Origin of the sequence: Leucobacter sp. CX87, from assembly GCF_018682295.1 — a bacterium.
Classification (GTDB): domain Bacteria; phylum Actinomycetota; class Actinomycetes; order Actinomycetales; family Microbacteriaceae; genus Cx-87.
Map to the genome: position 1 here is coordinate 103,054 of NZ_JAFIRI010000005.1, position 18,052 is coordinate 121,105.

The following is an 18,052-nucleotide window of genomic DNA, read 5'->3' on the forward strand; positions in this document are numbered from 1 at the left end:
AGAGATGCGGTCACGACTTCGACTTGCTGCGGGTGCAATGCTGGTGGCGTTTATTGTTGCCGTGCCCACGGTGGCATCGGCGCTCGCTGTTCGCGCCGAACTAACGCCTGACGAGCGCGCTGCGGGGCTTTGGTATGCCGATCGGATGAAGTTTGATCAGATTCGCGAGCAAGGGTTGACGGGTAAGGGCATCACAATCGCGGTCATTGATTCCGCGATCAACCTCGAGGCCCCGGAGCTACAAGGCGCTGACATTGAGGTCCGCGGACAGTTTTGCAAGAACAAGGAAACGGGTGAAGAACCTCCTGCGGTCAGCACGGACCTTGCGCGAAGCCACGGAACGGACGTCGTCTCCATGCTTGTCGGCAATGGCGTCGCTGGTGATGGCGGGGTTGGTACTAGGGGGATCGTCCCCGATGCCAAGATCCTCTTCTACGCTGTTGGCCTCCCGATGGAAGCCCAAGCAAAGGATGGATCTGCTGCGTGTGAGGCCTACAACCCGGTTACCGGCACTTTTGAATCCGATGACCCAAGAGAATCGAGCGATACGGCGGAATGGCCAATACTCGACCCTGATGCACTGGCAGCGCGGCAAGCGGTCGAAGACGGTGTGGATGTAATTAGCATTTCGCGAGCGGCATCCGTATTTACGTCCGGCTGGGAACTGGCTCAGATACATGCGATGCGTGCGGGCATCCCAATTGTCGCCTCAACCCCGAACCCCACGGGCGAAGAGACGTATGAACTCAAACTCCCCTTCGGCATGAACGGAGTTGTCGCCGTGGGCGGGGTCGATGCTGACGGCAACGTGATTCGTGGACTCAACATGTTTGGCGAGGTCGCAGACGCAGAGGGGTCTTCCAACCTGGCCGTGAGTGGACCAGCATTTGAACTGCTGAGCCCCTCGGGTTCAGAGGGCTGGGGCCCATCCTTGGCCAGTGGCACTTCCATCGCCACGCCGTTGATTGCAGGAACTATCGCATTGGGATTGGAAAAGTATCCGGACGCAACGGCTTTTCAAGTACTGCAATCGTTGATTCGCAATACGGGCAAGGTTGTCGACGCTGAGCCAGTTTGGTCGGGGCGAGAATACGGCTATGGCATTGTGAATCCCGTTTCAATGCTCGCAGTTGATCCGACACAGTATCCGGATGAGAACCCGCTCTTTGTGGTGAGCCTTGATGACCCCCGTTGCGGCGTCAACCCGGCAGATTACGACGATTGCGATTGGGCCCTGATGCTGCCAGTGGCTGAAGATGTCTGGCCTACGGACTCAGAAGCGTTATCTCCCGGAACTAAACCGGGTGCTGAATCAGGCGCAGGGATATTAGTACTGGGTGCCGCGGTTGTGGCCGGGTTGGGAATCCTCGCCACCGCCGTCATTGTCCCGATTGTGGTGGTGCGCTCGAAGAAGCGTCGCGCCGCCGAGATGCTGGCGGACGAGCCGACCCAGCAGGTTTGATCCCAAACAGGCTGGTCGAGATCCGGGCCATAGTTGCGCGGTCGGGCAGAGCACGCGGACGTGCGTTCGTGCGCGGCTGACTTCGCCGGTTGGGAGCTTGGCGTTCCTCCGGTTTCTTTGCCGCAGTGAGTGACTTGAAACTGGAAGTGGCGAGTGCGATGCCGTTCAACGCAATGTGGGTGCCAACTACGACAAGTATCGCCATGAGTGCTCAAGCGGGGGCGTGTGCGGCTCGGTCGATGAGATGCAGGCATGTGTTCAATTTGGCAACGGCGAGGAGACGCTTTCCTTCCGGAGAGACTGGGCGATAGACACGGTCAGCTGGCTCGAATTGAATCGGGTTGGTCGCGATCCTTGCCACAGTTACGTAGAGTGGAATCAGACATAGATTCGCACACTGGGGAACTGTAAGGACAAGCAGTATGGCTGAAGGCAAGAATCTGAAGGCGACTGGCGACGCTGCCGATGTGGTGAGGGGAATTCGAACCTCGAACCACGGCGCGCCATCGCAGTCAGAGATGACGCAAGTGAGCGGCGTGAAAGTCGGTCCAGCGGAGGGATATACCTCTTTTCTCAGTAAAATGGGGTCGAGGCTTGAAGTCGAGTTTCAGAATCTGCTGAAGGTTGTCCTGACCGATTGCGAACGTTCAGAACAGTCAATTGAACAGATGCAGGCACTCGACGAGGAGATCGCTGGAGTCTTGAACCAGATGTCCGTCGATACCGGTGCTGCGGGGAATCCTTCCGGTGGGGGCAGCAAAGCTACGTCGTGGTAGGCGCAAAGTCGCGATACATCGCGGCGCTCGCTTCAGCTGTAGTGCTGATGCTGACTGCACCAACCGCCGCTTTGGCGCTTCCCGCGAAAACAGAGCTGTCAGGTGAGGAACGTACTGCCGGGCTGTGGTACGCGGAGCGAATGGACTTTGGCCAGATTCGCGAGCAGGGCCTCACAGGCAAGGGCGTGACGATCGCGGTAGTCGATGACGCGATCAACCTCGACGCTGCGGAGCTGCGCGGTGCAGACATCGAGGTCCGCGGTCAATTTTGCGAGAACACCGATACAGGCGAGTCGCTCCCCGCGACTTCGAATGACCTCGAACGCAGCCACGGAACAAGCGTGGTGGCAATGCTCGTGGGCAATGGCGTGGCCGCCGATGGGGGGCCAGGCACGCTGGGTATTGTGCCCGACGCCAAGATTCTCTTTTACTCCGCCGACTCGAAGCAGGTAAATAAGAACGGCGTCACTGTATGTGAAGCAGTGGACCCAGACACCGGTGAACTCCAGAAGGATTTCACTGCGTTGCCAGATGATCCGATGGAGGCTCCCATCACAGATGGGTCCGCGTTCGCGGCAAGCCAGGCTGTGGAAGATGGTGCTGACATCGTCAGTATTTCCCTTGTAGCTTCGATTTGGCAAGGTTCCACTTGGGCTCTGGTCCAGGCGCAGGCGTTGCGAGCCGGGGTGCCGATCGTGGCGGGCACTCCGAATCCACGGATGGGCCGTTCGGTGGAGGAAGCTATGCCGTACGCGCTGAACGGCGTCGTTGCGGTCGGCGGCGTCGACAACGATGGGAATGTAATCCGAGGTCAGAATACGTACGGTACCGACATCGAGGATGCCCCCGGGTCAGAAAACCTGGCATTTGCTGCGCCAGGGTATGAGATTCTGGCCCCTGTAGGGAACGAGGGCTGGGGGCCGTCGCTCGCTAGTGGCACCTCGCTCGCCACGCCCCTCGTCGCTGGAGTGATCGCGCTGGGGATCGAGAAGTATCCGGGCACAAGCGCGTTTCAGGTCCTGCAAGCGATGATCCGAACGACGGGCGGCGAAGGTATTTCTGAGCCCGAGTGGAACGGGCCAACGTATGGCTACGGCATTGTGAAGCCCGTCGCAATGCTCGCTGTCGATCCGTCCCAATTCCCTGACGAGAACCCGCTGTTTGTGACGAGCCTCACCGACCCGAGGTGCGGGAGCAACGCGAGCACCTTTGACGAATGTGCGTGGGCGATAATGATGCCGCATCCGGACGAAGTGTGGCCGCCCAATGCGGTTCCAGGCTCCGTGGACACTCCGTCTGAGGGAACCGGGATCAACGCTGTGCTGCTTCTAGCCGCCGTGATCATACTGCTGCTCCTTATCGCTGCCGTTGTGACAATCGTGATCGTACGCTCCCGGAAAAGACACCCCAATACTTCTGAATTCAGTGCAACAAACGAGAGGAACTAACTCGTGAATGAGGCAAACCCGGAACGGGTGCTCGAGCAGCTCGCGCATGGCGAGAACTGGAAACTTGACAACATCGGCCGATTGATCGCTGCCGTCGACAGCGTTCAGTCGAAAGTGCAAGGGCTTATTGACGCCCTGCCTCAAAAGTGGGAGGGAGAGACGGCCGAGCTTGCAGTCGCTCGCTTCCGTGTACACCAGACAAATCTCGGAAAGTATCGAGACGTTCTCAACCAGGTTCAGGTGCTGGTAACGGGAACGGGTGAGTCCTTTTGCGCGGCAACGTGCGCGAACACTGTTCGTGCTACTGAGGCGCAGCGACTGTTGAGCACCCTCCCCAGCGGTGTTGTTCCGAGCTGGGTACATGACAAAGTGAATCAGGGCGCGAAGGCGACGATTCCTGGATTCGGCGAGGTTGACCTGAATAGCGGTTTCGAAGGAGTGAGCAATTTCTTCGGGGCAGGCCGAGAGGACGCTGCCCGGAAGGCCCTGGGCGAAATGAGTCAAATCATTCAGACTGAGGCAACGCGCCTTTCGGAGCTCTCAGTAACTTACGACCCCGTGCCTCTCGCAAATGGAGATTCTGCTGCGCCCCTGCCTCCATTTACAGGGCCGAGCCTGCCTGCAACGCCAGGAGGAGGGTTTGGCTTCCCCGGCGGCCAGGGCGGGTTTTCCCCCTCAGGGGTGACTGGCGGTCCCTTGACCACAGGCGGCTCCAGCTGGCCTGACGGCTCTGGCGGAGGCAACGGTAGTGGCTCTGGCGGCGGCAGTGGCTCGGGAAACGGGCCCGGCAGCGGTTCCGGAGGCGGCGAAGGCTCCGGCGGCAACGGTTCCGGCGGATCCGGCTCGGGTTCCGGCGGCAACGGCGGCGGGTCCGGTACGCGCGGACCGAGCGTCGATAGCAACCTCGACGGGAGCGCCGGCGGTGGCGGGCTGCGCCCCGCACTCGGTGCGGCGGGCCTCGGCGCTGTCGGCCTCGCGGCTGGCGCAAAGATTGCTTCCGGGTCCGGCTCAGGCCTCAGCGGCCTAGGTGGCGCATTCGGCGGTGCCGGTGGTGCCGGCGGCGTGGGTGCTGGCGGCGGCGGGCTGCGCGGCGCGGCAGCGGCAGCGGGAGGCGGCGGGGCAGGATCCGGTGCCGCGGGAGCGAACGCCGCTGCCGGCGCGGCCAAGGGCGGTCGCCCGGGCGGCATGATGATGGGCGGCGGCGGTGCCGGCGGCTCGAACGACAAGAAGGGGAAGCGCGTGGGCCTCGGCTACATCGCGCCGACCCTCGAGGACGAGGGCGACGGGGGCCCGGCGGCGAACGCTTCGCGCGGCGGCAGTCGCGGCGGGACCGAGTAGATCAAATGGCGCTTCTCACGTTTGACACTGGTGAAATCGCGGAGATCGGGAACAACCTCGACCTCGCCGCGATGGGGATTGACCAGGAGTTGATGCGGCTCGAACTCGAGGTGCTGAAACTTGCCGGCAGCTGGAGTGGTGACGCGCAGGCGGCGTACGACCAGGCGCAACTGAAATGGGCGACTTCAATGCAAAAACTCCAGCGCTTAGTGTTGGCCGCTTCCCAGCTCTGCGACTCCGCGGTAGTGACATACGAATCGGCAGAAAAGTCAATCGAGCAGCAGTTCGGCTAACTGCTGAACCGAGAGGGTTGTGTAATGCAGGGCATTGACGAGAGCTTCCGTCGCAAGCGTGTCGAGCTCGACGAGCTCGACGAGGGCCTCCGGGCGAGTGCGCTCGCGGGCAATCCGCGCGCCGTAGGGTCCGACCCCCGTAGGGCCGCCACCGTCGTTCTCGAGGGGGATCGGTTCCAACTTGAGCTTGCCCCAGACTGGGAGCGAAAGGTCGGGGCGATTGGCATTACGGCGAGCGTGGAAGCTGCACTGAGCGCCGCGTTGACCGCGCGCTTCGAGCGACAAGACGTGAGCTGGAATGCGCCCGAGGCGGCAGAGGTCACGCCTCCCAACTCCCAAGTTGACGCCTCAATAGTGCAGAGATTTGTCGCCGAGAATTCGGCGGCCACGGAATCGGAGTTCAGCATCGCGCTTGACGCGCTCGTCGAGCGGGCCCGCATTGCCGCCCGAGAGCGGATGTTACATCGCGGTCCCGACGCGCTCGCAACCGTGCTGCTCGCGCCGGACGGCTCCGTCAACCAAATTTCGTTCGATGAGGACGCCGTGCGAGACCGATCGGCGGCCGACCTTTCAGCCGACGTCATGGCGGCGCTCGCCGCAGGGCAGCGCTCGCTCGCTGCACCGCTACTGTCTTAGACCGCCCGGACTGCCGTTGCCTTGTATTTCGCTGGGTAGATACGAGGAGAACAGAGGAAGAGTATGAGTATCGAAGTTGAAGTTGAGTTTGCAGACCTCCGCACTGACGCGTCAAATTGGCAGTCCGCCTCGGGGCAGTTGAAGTCTCTTGCGCAAGGCGCTGGCTCCCGCGACTTGCCGGACTCGGCCTTCATGATGGCGGGATACTCATTTGCTCAGATCTACCGGCGATACCTCACGACAGTGTCAAAGCACCTCTCTGAGGGTGCGGCACAGAGCGAAGCGCTTTCCCGCTTATTGGGAGACGCCGTGCAGATCTATGGCGAGGCGGAAGAGTCGATCAAAGAAGAAGTGCGCGCGCTCTTGGCTGAAATCGACGGAAACTAGGGGAACAGCATGACCGCACAGGCCTTCCAAGCAGTCCAGACACTCGACAAGTGCTCGGATGAGATTGCGAAACTTACCGGGGCCGTGAACTCCGCCCTGCAGCTGGTTCCCGCGTTCCTGAGGGATTTGCTGGGCGATGTGTACAAGAAGTGGAACGAATTCTGCGACGTGGCTCAGGCGTTCTTCGACCGTTGCGCCGAAGTCTTTGGTTATGGCCTTGGTGACCCCGGGGCACTGCGTGAGCTTGCTGAGACGTGGAGTACCAAGACCGTCGAGCTACTCGAGGAGTCTTCGAAAGTCGTGAGTGCCGCGCAGCTGCGTGCAGACTCGACGTGGGTCGGCCCGTCTGCTACCCAGTATGCGCAGGCCATCTCCGATCAGAGCGAAGCGATCGCCCAGGTCAAATCCAGCGCCAAACTGATGGGTCGAGCGCTTGAGGATCACGCCGGAGCCATCGATAATTTCTGGGGCAACATCATCAATGGCTTCGTCAACTTCCTGCTGTCGCTGGCTGGCGCGGTCGTGAGCGCTCTCGCTTTGGTGCCGCCGCTCACCCCTCTCGGGATTATCGGGTTGATTATCTCGGTGATTGGGGCGGTGAAGAGCGTTTGGGATCTGTTTGCGACCGAGATCTCTGATCTCGAGCAGTTCGCCGAGGACGCGAAGCGGCTCGCGGAAGACGTCCATGAGAGTCTGGCCGACCCCTGGCCAGTGCTCGTCAAGTAGCACCCCACCTTCGCGTAGCGCGCGGTGAACGAGAATGAATGTTTCCAAGGAGCACCAGTGAACCCTGATCCGGATATCGCCAAAGTCAAGCGCGTGCTCGACCTCGCAGCAGTCTTCGCGTGGGTATTGCTCGGTGTTGCAGGCCTCGGGTTGCTGGCGTATTTGACCTTCTCGGGGATGTACGGCACGGGCTGGGGTGCCAGAGTACCGATTATTCTTGGCTTCCTCGGTGTACTCCTCTCCGCCGTGATGCAGGTGATCTTCACGAACTCGGCGGTACGAGCGTTTCCGATGGAACGCAACTTGCGGGTCAAAGCGCTCGTCGGCATTGTTGCTCCCGGCGTGCTGGCGTTCATTGGTGCAGCGATCCTTTCTCTGATTATTCAGGTGGTGACCGGAGACAGAGACCCGATCGGATCGAGTTTTCTCTTCGGGTGCACGGTGCTGGTGTGCGCGCCCCTCGCCGGGTTCCTGTTCGACGCGGGGCGCAAGCTGTCCATCGTCGAACGGAAGTATGGCGCGGCCGGTGCCGTGCAGCTCTACCAGTACCAGCTCGCAGCTACGACAGTGCAGCGATGAGTTGAAGGGCCAGTTGAGCCTCACTTTGATGCGAGGAACGTGCTGCTACCGGAGAGCCTGACCCTGCGTCGACGGATTCCACCCCCGCATTAGGATTGACCTACGTCAGCGCCGCACCAACGAGCGCGAGAGGGAGTCACATCGATGAGTAGTCGTCTTGCGCCACCTCGCGTGCCCTCGGGCAACGTCGCCGTCCAGGCGCCGCCCGAGATCGAGGCGGCAGACGGCGGCAGCAGCATGCTCACCTCGATGCTGCCCATGCTCGGCAGCGTCGGCGCCATCATCATGGTCTCGGTCAGCAACGCCGGCCCCACGGGCTGGCTGACCGGTGGCATGTTCCTCGTCTCGGCGCTCGGCTTCGTCTTTGTGAACGGCTGGCGCCAGCGCGCCCAGCGCCAGGCCACCATTCTCGGCAACCGCCGCGAGTATCTCGCCTACCTGACCGAGCTGCGCCAGACCGTGCGCACCGCGGCCAAGGCCCAGCGCCGTGAGCGCAACTGGCGCTACCCCGCCCCCGAAACCCTGAGCTACCTCGTCGAGGACGGCACGCGCGTCTGGGAGCGCGACGTTTCGGACGACGACCACCTCACAGTGCGCGTCGGCACGAGCGAGCAGCCGCTGTGCCTGCGCCTCGAGGCGCCCGAGCTGCCGCCCATCGCCCAGCTCGACCCGGTCGCGACGACCGCCGCGCACCGCTTCATCGCCACCCACGAGAACCAGCCCGAACTGCCGACGTTCCTGCGCCTCTCGAGCCACACGAGCGTGCAGATCGTCGGCGACGACCTCGAGCACATTCGCGGACTGGCCCGCAGCCTCGTCACCCACCTCGCGACGATGCAGAGCCCCGAAGAGCTGCTGATCGTCGTGGCCGCGAGCCCCGACTCGCTGCCTCACTGGGAGTGGGCGAAGTGGCTGCCGCACGCGCAGTCGCCGCGCCTGCGCGATTCGCTCGGCCCCGCCCGCATGATCGGCTCGGACACGGCCACCCTGCTCGGCATGCTGCCCGCCAGCCTGCGCGAGCGCCCCCGCTTCGTACTCGACGCCCCCGTCACTACCCCGCACGTGCTCGTCATCGTTGACGGCGCGAAGGTCTCTCCCACCGATCCTGTGTTTGCCGGCGGGCTGCAGGGTGTGACCGTGCTCGACCTGCCGTCGAGCTGGGACGACAACGACGACCCCTCGGTCGTGCGCATCTCGCTCGGCGCCGGCACCGCTGAGGTCGCCGAGGGCTCTCGCCACCAGCAGACTATCACCCCGGATCACATGACCGTCGTCGAGGCCGAGGCCGTCGCCCGGCGCCTCGCGCCGCTGCACCGCGAGGTCGGTGGCAACGGCCCCGTCAGCCGCGCGAGCAACAAGCAGATGGAGCTCACCGAGCTGCTCGGTCTGCCCGACGTGCGAGACCTCGACTTCACGCAGCAGTGGCGCTATCTGCCCGAGCGCGACCGCCTGCGCGTGCCGATCGGCCAAGACACGAACGGCGCTCCGCTGATCCTGGACTTGAAAGAGTCGGCCTCGCAGGGAATGGGCCCCCACGGCCTCATCATCGGCGCGACCGGCTCGGGCAAGTCCGAGGTGCTGCGCACCCTCGTGCTCTCTCTCGCCCTCACCCACTCTCCCGAGCAGCTGAACTTCGTGCTCGTCGACTTCAAGGGCGGCGCGACGTTCGCCGGCATGGCCGACATGCCCCACGTCTCGGCGATCATCACCAACCTCGGCGACGAGATCAGCCTCGTCGACCGCATGCAGGACGCCCTGCAGGGCGAGATGGTGCGCCGCCAGGAGCTGCTGCGCTCGGCCGGCAACTTCGTCAACGTCGGTGAGTACGAGAAGGCCCGCCGCGGCGGCCGTACCGACCTCGCGCCGCTGCCCGCGCTGCTGATCGTTGCCGACGAGTTCTCCGAGCTCTTGAGCGCGAAGCCCGAGTTCGTCGAGTCGTTCGTCGCCATCGGCCGCCTCGGCCGCTCGCTGCACGTCCACCTGCTGCTCGCGTCACAGCGCCTCGAAGAGTCGCGCCTCAAGGGCCTCGACACGCACCTCTCGTACCGGATTGGCCTGCGCACCTTCTCCGCCGCCGAGTCGCGCACCGTCATCGGCGTACCCGACGCGTACCACCTGCCTCAAGAGCCCGGTGGCGGCCTGCTCAAGGTCGGCAGCGACGAAAACCTCACGCAGTTCCGCGCCGCCTACGTCTCGGGTCCGCCGCCCGCACGACGTGCAGTCACCGCAGGATCCGGCGCCTCCGGCGCACTCGCCGCCACCAGGATCACGCAGTTCACCGCGGCGCCGCAGGGCCTCACTGATCCTGAAGAAGAGGGCGCAGCAGCGTCGGCCGCCGCGGAACGTGCCGCGGCCGAGGCCGCCGCGCAGCAGCCGGAAGAGAAGCGCAGCGTCTTCGAGCTCGCCGTGTCGAGCATGGCCGGCCTCGGCCCCGCCGCCCACCAGGTGTGGCTGCCGCCGCTCGAGACGCCCGCGACCCTCGACCAGCTGCTCGGCGAGCTCAGCGTCAGCTACGACCTCGGCCTGCACGCGCCGCGCTGGCGCGCGCACCGCCGCCTCACCGTGCCCATCGGCATGGTCGACGTCCCGGCGCAGCAGCGTCGCGACCTGCTCACCCTCGACCTCTCGGGTGCGGCCGGCCACGTCGCGATCGTCGGCGCTCCGCTCGCGGGCAAGAGCACGGCCGCGCGCACGCTCGTCGCGGCTCTCGCGCTCACGCACACCCCGCACGAGGTGCAGGTCTTCGCGATCGACTTCGGCGGCAGCTTTGCTGGTCTGCGCAACCTGCCGCACCTCGCGGGCCTCGCGACCCGCGGCGAGCCCGAGGTCATTCGCCGCACCGTCGCCGAGATCACCTCGCTGCTCAACGCGCGAGAGGCGTACTTCCGTGAGCAGGGCATCGACTCGATCGACACGTACCGCACCCGTCGCGCGCAGGGCGTCGTCGACGACGGCTACGGCGATATTTTCCTCGTCGTCGACGGCTGGGCCACGATGCGGGCGGACTACGAAAGCCTCGAGGTTGCGGTGCAAGAGATCGCGGCCCGGGGCCTGAGCTTCGGCATTCACGTGATCATCACCGCGAACCGCTGGCTCGAGATTCGCCCCGCGATGAAAGACCTCATGGGCGGCAAGATCGAGCTGCGCCTCGGCGACGCCGGCGATTCCGAGATCGGCCGCAAGGCCGCCGGCAACGTCAGCGCCCTGCCCGGCCGCGGCCTCGACCCGAGCGGCCTGCAGATGCTCACCGCCCTGCCCCGCATCGACGGCGAAACCACGCCCGAGACACTGGTCGACGGCGTCGACGACCTCGTCGAGAAGGTCATCAGCGCGTGGCAGCGCGAGCCCGGCCCCAAGCTGCGCCTCCTGCCCCAGGTGCTGCCGCTCGCCGAGCTGCAGGCCCACCCCGCCGCCAACCCGAACCAGCTGCTGCTCGGCCTCGACGAGGCAGAGCTCGCGCCCGTCGGCATCGACCCGACGCTCGAACAGCACCTCTTCCTCTACGGCGACTCCGGCTCGGGCAAGTCCTCGATGCTGCGCGGCCTCGTCCACGAAATTACGCGCCGCTACGAGCCAGGCCAGGCCCGCATCTTCATGATCGACTACCGTCGCGCGCACCTCGGCGAGATCCCGGAAGATTACCTCGGCGCGTACGTGACGAGCGCGGAACAGGCGAGTGGCGCTATCGCGCAGCTTGTCGAGTTCTTCCGCGGCCGCCTGCCCGGCCCAAACGTCACCGCCGCCGAGCTGCGCAACCGCAGCTGGTGGACGGGAGCCGAGGGCTTCGTGCTGATCGACGACTACGACCTCGTCGCGAACCAGCAGGGCAACCCGGCGGCGCCCCTCGCGCAGCTGCTCGCGCAGGCGAGCGACGTCGGCCTGCACGTCATCGTCACGCGCCGCACGGGTGGGGCGTCGCGCGCGGCGTACGACCCGATCCTGCAGGGCATGACCGACCTCGGCGTCACCGGGATCCTGCTCAGCGGCAGCCCGGAAGAGGGCCAGCTGATCGCGAAGGTCAAGGCGATGCCGAGTGCGCCCGGTCGTGCGCAGGTCGTCTCGCGCGCTCGCGGGCACCAGATTGCGCAGCTCGCGTACGTGCCGACGGCGCACGAGAGCGGGCTCTGACAGGATCCGGACCGGGGAGTATCGCCCCAGCCCGGCGTCGGCCCTGCCCGATAGACTCCTCATAGGCCACACAACCACCGGCGGGAGGAGCCCATCATGATGGACTGGATCCAGGGGCTGCTTAATGGCTCGGTCGTGTCGGGTGGTGTCTTCCTGCTGATCGGCATCGCCGGCGCCGTGCTGCTGCTTATTTCGCTGCTGCTCGACGGCATCTTTGAGGCGTTCGACTTTGGCGACGGGCCGCTGAGCCTCACCACCATCTCGGCGTTCACCGCGATCTTCGGCTTCAGTGCCTTCGCGCTGGTCGGGGCCGGGGTCGCGCCCCCGCTCGCCGGCACGCTCGGCGCGGTCGCCGGCATGATCGGCGGCGGGCTCGCGTGGTGGCTGTCGCGCTTCGTGCGCAGCGCCGAGTCGTCGACCGCCGTGTCGAGCGGCGAGCTCGCGGGGCTCGAGGCCTCGGTCGTGCTCGCCATCCCCGGCGGCAGCCGCTTCGGCGAGATCGCCCTCACCCGCCACGGCGAGCGCGTCTCGCTGTCGGCGTGCGCCGAGCTGCCACTCGAACGCGGCGCCCGCGTGCGCATCGTCGAGTCCCTCACGCCGACCTCGGTGCTGGTCGAGCCGCTGGTGGCCGCCCCGCTCGAACAGGATCCCGCCGCCGGCGCGGATCCTGCCGCCAGCGAGGCCGAGAGTGCCGACCCGGCCGACCCCACAGACCCCCACCCCGAAAGGAACTAATACATGTTCTTAGCGACTCCCTCGATCGTGGGTGTGTTCGGCGCGATTATCGCGATCGTGCTCATCGCGCTCGTCATCATCAAGCGGTACCGCATCGCCAAGCCCGACGAGGCGATCATCGTCACGGGCGGCAAGGGCAAGCGGGTCACCGAACCCGACGGCTCGGTGTCGCACGACCTGTCGGGCCAGAAGGTCGTCACCGGCGGCGGCGTGTTCGTGGTGCCGTTCATTCAGAAGTCGTTCTCGATCTCACTGCGCTCGCGTCGCCTCGCGATCACGACTGAAGCACAGACCACCGACGGCATCACCATTCAGGCGCAGGCCGTCGCCGTCGTCAAGGTCGGTGGTACGCAGGAGATGATTCGCGCCGCCGCCCAGCGCTTCCTCTCGAACTCCGACGAGATCGACGAGTCGACGCAGGAGGTGCTGTCGGGTTCGCTGCGTTCCATCATCGGCGGCCTCACCGTGCTGCAGATCATTCGGGATCGCGCCGTCGTCGCGCAGAACGTGCTCGAGGCGGCCGAAGAGGCGCTGACGAAGCAGGGCCTCGTCGTCGATACGCTGCAGATCCAGGAGATCCGGGACGGCTCGGACTACATCGTGAACATCGGTCGCCCCGAGGCGGCCAAGGTGCGCCAGCAGGCCGACATCGCCGAGACCAACGCCTACCAGGCGTCGGAAGAGGCGAAGATCAACACCCAGAAGGTGCTGCTCGACCGCAACCGAGAGCTGAAGTTGCGCCAGGCCGAGATCCAGGCCGAGACCGACAAGGCCGCCGCGCAGGCAGAGGCCGCGTCGCCGCTTGAGGACGCGATCCAGCGCCAGGCCATCGTCGCGCAGGAGGAGATCACCGCCAAGCGCGAGGTCGCTCTGCGCACCGAAAAGCTCAACGCCGACGTCCGCGCCGTCGCCGAGGCCGAGGCCTTCCGCCTCGAGGCGCTCGCAAAGGCCGACGCGGCTGCGGCGATCTCCGCCGCCGAGGGTCGCGCGCAGGCCGTCGAGCGCGAGGGCCTCGCGAGCCGCTCGGCTCGTATCGCCAACGCCGAGGCCCTCGCGGCCGAGGGTGAGGCCGAGGCCCGTGCCATCCGCGCCAAGGGTGAGGCCGAGGCTGCCGCGATCGACGCACGCGGTCGCGCGCTCGAGACGCAGTCGGAAGCGGTGCTCGCACAGGAGCTCATCCACCTGCTGCCCGAGATTGCCGGCAAGTACGCCGAGGCAATCGGCGCGATCGACACCATGACCGTGGTTTCGGCCGACGGCACCTCGAAGGTGGCGGCCGACGCGATGGGCAACATCAAGGGCCTGCTCGACATGGCGCGCGACACGGTCGGCATTGATCTCGTCGGCATGCTGAACGGCGTCACCGCCGGCGCCGCGACGGGTGCGGCCGCTGGCCGTGCGTCGCGCGGCTCGGGCGCTGACTTCGCTGATGCGGGGGCGGGGGCTGCCCGCGAGCTGGCCGAGGCTTCGGGCTCGGTCGCGCGCGCGGCCGACTCGCTCGCCGACAGCGTCGGCACGGTGTCGAGCTCGGCGGCGACGTCTGCTTCGTCGCTGGGTTCCTCGGCGGCACGACTGGGCGAATCGGCGTCGTCGCTCGGCGATCACGCCGCTGACGCGGCGGGGGCTGCGGCAGAGTAGCGCTCACTACGCAGCAGCGCCCCACCTCGGCGGAGGTGGGGCGCTGCTGCGTTTGGGGGAGGATCCTGTGGTGCGTGCCCTGGGCAATGTGGTCGCCGCGGCGGCGCCGCCTTTCACCCGATAGTAGATTCGCCCCAGAACTCACCAAATCGCCCGAATTCGTACTATTCAACGCAGATCTACTATTGAGTGAAAGGCCGCGAGAGCCGCCGGGCGCCGGCTTGGGGCGCCGGCTGGCCGCCGGCTTGGGCGCCGCCTTGGGCGCCGCCGCGTTTACGAGGAAGCGGGATCCTGAGCCACATGCCCCGGCGTGCACCGGGCAGATGGCGAAGCCGAGTCCTCGAAGAAGTCGGCGCTGCCGTTGAACCGCCGCAGCAGGTCGCGCAGCTGCACGATGTCCTCGGCGCCCCAGTCAGCGAAGCGCTGGCGGTACTGCTCCGACATCTGGCTCCGCACCTCGTCGAGCCGCGTGCGCGCCAGCTCGGTGCCGGTAAGCAGCGTGACCCGGCGATCCTCGGCCGCGGCCTGCGCATCCACCAACTCGAGCTTGCGCAGCAGCGCTACCTGCCGGCTGATCATCGCTTTGTCCATGCGCAGCCGGTGCCCGATCTCGGTCGCCGTGATCGGACCCTTCTTGAGGATTACCTGCAGCACGAAGATCGATCCGCCCGACAGCTCGGGGTGCAGCTGCTCCGTGAACTCGGTCCACCGCGTGCGGATGAACGAGAACGTCTCGGAGAACTCGGCGATCACGTCGAGGATCGGGTCGTGCGGGTGGTCCCGCTCGGGCTTAGTCACGAGAGTCGACGTTACCCGAGTCTGTACGTGCGGCACGCGCCTGAACGGGAATTGATCCGGTCATCACGAACTCGCCATTCGCGGAAAGCCCGGTTTCGACGAGCGTCTGCTCGGCGGCTGCGACGCGCGACCGCTCCTTCTCGGCGAGCAATTGCGAGGTCGTCTTGTTGCCGAGGGGGATGTTCGGCAGGAAGATGATCGCGATCAGTGCGACGAGGGCGAGCGGCACGGCGGCCAGGAAGATGTCGCCGATCGCGTGCCCGTATGCCGCCTCGACCACCTCGCGGATGGGCAGGGGAAGCTCCGCAATCTTCGGGATGCCGCCGCCCTTGAGCGCCTCGACGCCCGCAAGCTGCGCGGGGGCAAGGTGCTTCAGGCCCGAGGCGATGAAGTCGATGACCTGCGTGCCGAGCATGGCGCCCAGCACGGACATCCCGGCGGTGCCGCCGATCGTGCGGAAGAAGGTGACGGACGAGCTAGCGACGCCGATCTCGGTGGGTGCGACGGTGTTCTGCACGATGAGCACGAGGTTCTGCATGCACATGCCGACGCCGGCGCCGAGCACGGCCATCGATACGCCCACGTACCAGAACGAGGTGTCGGAGCGCAGCTGACCCATCAGCGCGAGGCCGATGCCCATCAGGATCGCACCCAGCACGACGTACCGCTTCCACTTCCCGGTGCGCGAGATGACCTGGCCGACGATGGTCGACGCGACCAGCAGGCCGAGCATCATCGGAATGGTGAGCAGGCCCGACTCGGTCGGGGTCTTGCCGCGGGCAAGCTGCATGTACTGGCCGAGGAAGATCGCGGTGCCGAACATGGCGACGCCCACCGCGAGGCTCGCGATGACGGCCATCGTGAAGGTGCGGTTCTTGAACAGGGTGAGCGGAATCATCGGCTCTTCGACGGTCAGTTCGACGAATACGGCGGCGATGAGCACGGCGACGCCGCCACCCGCCATCGCGAGGGTCTGCCACGACCACCAGTCGAACTGGGTGCCCCCCAGGGTGGCCCAGATGAGCAGGCTCGAGAACCCGGCGGAGATGAGGACCGCGCCGAGGTAGTCGATCTTCACCTTGCGTTTGAGTGTCACGAGGTGCAGCGACTTCTGCAGGATGATGATGGCGACGATTGCGACCGGGACGGAGACGAAGAAGTTCCAGCGCCACCCGAACGCGTCGGTGATGACGCCGCCGAGCAGCGGCCCGCCGATTGTCGGGACGGCCATGACGGCGCCCATGACGCCCATGTACTTGCCGCGGTCGCGCGGGCTGATGATGTCGGCCATGACGATCTGGCCGAGGGCTGCGAGGCCGCCGCCGCCGAGGCCCTGGAGTACGCGGAAGCCGATGAGCCAGTTCGCGTCAGGGGCGAAGCCGGCGAGGATGGTGCCGAGGGTGAAGATGACGAGCGCGAGCTGCAGCAGGAGCTTCTTGCTGCTGAGGTCGGCGAGCTTGCCCCAGATGGGGGTCGAGATCGCGGTGGCGAGCATGGTCGCCGTGATCACCCAGGTGTAGGCCGCCTGGCCGCCGCCGAGGTCGGCGATGATGAGTGGCATAGACGAGCCGACGACCGTCGATGCGAGCATCGAAACGAAGATGCTGAGGAAGATGGCGGCGAGGGCGGCGTTCTTGGCGCGGCCGTGCAGCAGCCCGTCGTGTGCGGCGGGGGCCGCAGCGGCGGCGGTAGCGGGGGAGGTGCGTGGCATTCGGGGGTGGGATCCTTCGACGCGGCGTAATTCGTTGATAAACATCAACTATAGGGCAATTGGTTGATGAAAGTCAACTGATCCCGGATGCGGCAGAATAGTGGCAGGCGCCGCGATCCTGGCGGTCGCGCACGAGGGAGACACGTGACCACGAAGATCGGCGTAATCGGCGGCGGACAGCTTGCGCGAATGATGATCCCCCCGGCGATCAACCTCGGCTTAGGCATCAGCGTGCTCGCCGAGGTCGACGGCTCGAGCGCCGCCCGTGCGGCCGATGCGGTCGGCGACTACCGCGATCCTGAGACCGTCTATGCCTTCGCCGAGACCGTCGACGTGATCACCTTTGACCACGAGCACGTGCCGCAGGAGATCCTGCTCGAGCTCGAGCGACGCGGAGTCCCTGTGCACCCGCGGCCCGGCGCCCTGCAGTTTGCCCAGGACAAGATCTTGATGCGCGAGAAGCTCACCGAGCTCGGCGTCCCCGTGCCCGCATGGGCCGCGGTCGCCGATGAGCAGGAGCTCGACGCATTCCTCGCTGAGCGCGGCGGACGCGCGGTCGTGAAGACGGCCCGCGGTGGCTATGACGGCAAGGGCGTGCGCGTCGTTGCCTCGGCGGTCGAGGCCCGCGACTGGTTCACCGCGCTTGACGAGGACGGCCGGGGCGGTCAGCTGCTCGCCGAAGAGCTCGTCGATTTCACCCGCGAACTCTCGCAGCTCGTCGCCCGCCGACCGAGCGGCGAGGTGCGCGCCTGGCCCGTCGTCGAGACGGTGCAGCTGGACGGCGTGTGCTCGGAAGTGCTCGCGCCCGCACCCGTCGCGAACCCCGCAACCCTCGACGAAGCGGCCAGGATCGGCGCCATCGTCGCGGAGGGCGTCGGAGTGACTGGCGTGCTCGCGGTCGAAATGTTCGAGACGGCCGACGGCCGCGTGCTCGTGAACGAGCTCGCCATGCGCCCGCACAACTCGGGCCACTTCTCGATCGAGGGATCGGTCACCAGCCAGTTCGAGCAGCACCTGCGCGCGGTCGCCGACCTCCCGCTCGGCGACACCTCGATGACCGCGCCCGCCGCCGTCATGGTAAATGTGCTCGGCGGCCCCGCCGAGGGCACGATGGCGCTGCGCTACCCGTCCGCGCTCGCCGCACACCCGCGTGCGAAGGTCCACAGCTACGACAAGACGCCGCGGCCGGGCCGCAAGGTCGGGCACGTCACGGTGACCGGGCAGGATCTCGCCACGGTGCGGGCCGAGGCGAACGCGGCGGCCGACGCGTTCAAGTAGGTCCGGGAATGCGGGGCTGATCCGGCATTTCTGATACGTATTTCGCCCGAAATACCCCTATGCTGGCGCCACGGGCGGTAGTTCGGCCCGGGTCTGCAATGATCCGAAGGGAATGGGAC

The 18,052-nt window shown here is 65.9% G+C and carries 15 protein-coding genes; 13 read left to right on the top strand and 2 right to left on the bottom strand.

The window, feature by feature from the left end; all coding sequences use genetic code 11:
• Positions 1-4: 4 nt before the first annotated feature.
• The 12 genes from KOE53_RS07645 to KOE53_RS07700 all read left to right on the top strand — a co-directional run bounded on the left by KOE53_RS07645 (position 5) and on the right by KOE53_RS07700 (position 14,146).
• A complete protein-coding gene (locus tag KOE53_RS07645; protein WP_188058018.1) occupies positions 5-1,462 on the top strand; it encodes a S8 family peptidase in 1,458 nt (485 codons plus the stop codon).
• Between the two features lie 422 nt (positions 1,463-1,884).
• Complete coding sequence (locus KOE53_RS07650; protein ID WP_188058019.1) at positions 1,885-2,238, top strand: hypothetical protein; 354 nt, start codon at positions 1,885-1,887, stop codon at positions 2,236-2,238.
• On the top strand, positions 2,232-3,686 hold the full coding sequence (locus KOE53_RS07655; protein WP_188058020.1) for a S8 family peptidase: 1,455 nt from the start codon (positions 2,232-2,234) through the stop codon (positions 3,684-3,686). Before KOE53_RS07650 ends, KOE53_RS07655 begins: the two co-directional genes overlap by 7 nt.
• 696 nt (positions 3,687-4,382) lie before the next feature.
• Positions 4,383-5,024, top strand: a complete 642-nt coding sequence (locus tag KOE53_RS07660) for a hypothetical protein (RefSeq protein ID WP_188058021.1) — start codon at positions 4,383-4,385, stop codon at positions 5,022-5,024.
• 5 nt (positions 5,025-5,029) lie between these two features.
• A complete protein-coding gene (locus KOE53_RS07665; protein ID WP_188058022.1) occupies positions 5,030-5,317 on the top strand; it encodes a WXG100 family type VII secretion target in 288 nt (95 codons plus the stop codon).
• Positions 5,318-5,341: 24 nt separating this feature from the next.
• Positions 5,342-5,953 (top strand): hypothetical protein, encoded by a 612-nt coding sequence (locus tag KOE53_RS07670; protein ID WP_188058023.1) that lies wholly within the window; start codon positions 5,342-5,344, stop codon positions 5,951-5,953.
• A 63-nt stretch (positions 5,954-6,016) separates the two neighbouring features.
• Positions 6,017-6,340 (top strand): hypothetical protein, encoded by a 324-nt coding sequence (locus KOE53_RS07675; protein WP_188058024.1) that lies wholly within the window; start codon positions 6,017-6,019, stop codon positions 6,338-6,340.
• A gap of 9 nt (positions 6,341-6,349) precedes the next feature.
• Positions 6,350-7,066: a hypothetical protein gene (locus tag KOE53_RS07680; protein WP_188058025.1), complete on the top strand. Its 717-nt coding sequence runs from the start codon at positions 6,350-6,352 to the stop codon at positions 7,064-7,066.
• 57 nt (positions 7,067-7,123) lie between these two features.
• On the top strand, positions 7,124-7,645 hold the full coding sequence (locus KOE53_RS07685) for a hypothetical protein (protein WP_188058026.1): 522 nt from the start codon (positions 7,124-7,126) through the stop codon (positions 7,643-7,645).
• Positions 7,646-7,789: 144 nt separating this feature from the next.
• Positions 7,790-11,773, top strand: coding sequence for a type VII secretion protein EccCa (gene eccCa / locus KOE53_RS07690; RefSeq protein ID WP_188058027.1), 3,984 nt, complete (start codon positions 7,790-7,792; stop codon positions 11,771-11,773).
• 96 nt (positions 11,774-11,869) lie between these two features.
• On the top strand, positions 11,870-12,508 hold the full coding sequence (locus tag KOE53_RS07695) for an NfeD C-terminal domain-containing protein (protein ID WP_188045599.1): 639 nt from the start codon (positions 11,870-11,872) through the stop codon (positions 12,506-12,508).
• Positions 12,509-12,511: 3 nt separating this feature from the next.
• The gene (locus KOE53_RS07700; protein WP_188058028.1) at positions 12,512-14,146 is read left to right on the top strand and encodes an SPFH domain-containing protein; all 1,635 of its coding nucleotides are present in this window, start codon (positions 12,512-12,514) and stop codon (positions 14,144-14,146) included.
• Positions 14,147-14,419: 273 nt separating this feature from the next.
• Here the strand turns inward: KOE53_RS07700 and KOE53_RS07705 are convergent, their stop codons facing one another.
• Together KOE53_RS07705 and KOE53_RS07710 are read right to left on the bottom strand one after the other, a co-directional pair.
• Positions 14,420-14,944 (bottom strand): MarR family winged helix-turn-helix transcriptional regulator, encoded by a 525-nt coding sequence (locus KOE53_RS07705; protein WP_188045601.1) that lies wholly within the window; start codon positions 14,942-14,944, stop codon positions 14,420-14,422.
• Positions 14,937-16,655 carry a DHA2 family efflux MFS transporter permease subunit gene (locus tag KOE53_RS07710; protein ID WP_188058029.1) on the bottom strand — a complete coding sequence of 573 codons (1,719 nt, stop codon included), beginning with the start codon at positions 16,653-16,655 and terminating at the stop codon, positions 14,937-14,939. The genes KOE53_RS07705 and KOE53_RS07710 overlap by 8 nt, the downstream gene beginning before the upstream one ends.
• Positions 16,656-16,799: 144 nt before the next feature.
• Here KOE53_RS07710 and KOE53_RS07715 point away from each other — a divergent pair, with 144 nt between their 5' ends.
• Entirely contained in the window at positions 16,800-17,933 is a 1,134-nt protein-coding gene (locus KOE53_RS07715) for a 5-(carboxyamino)imidazole ribonucleotide synthase (RefSeq protein WP_256434431.1), read from the top strand.
• Positions 17,934-18,052 lie beyond the last annotated feature (119 nt).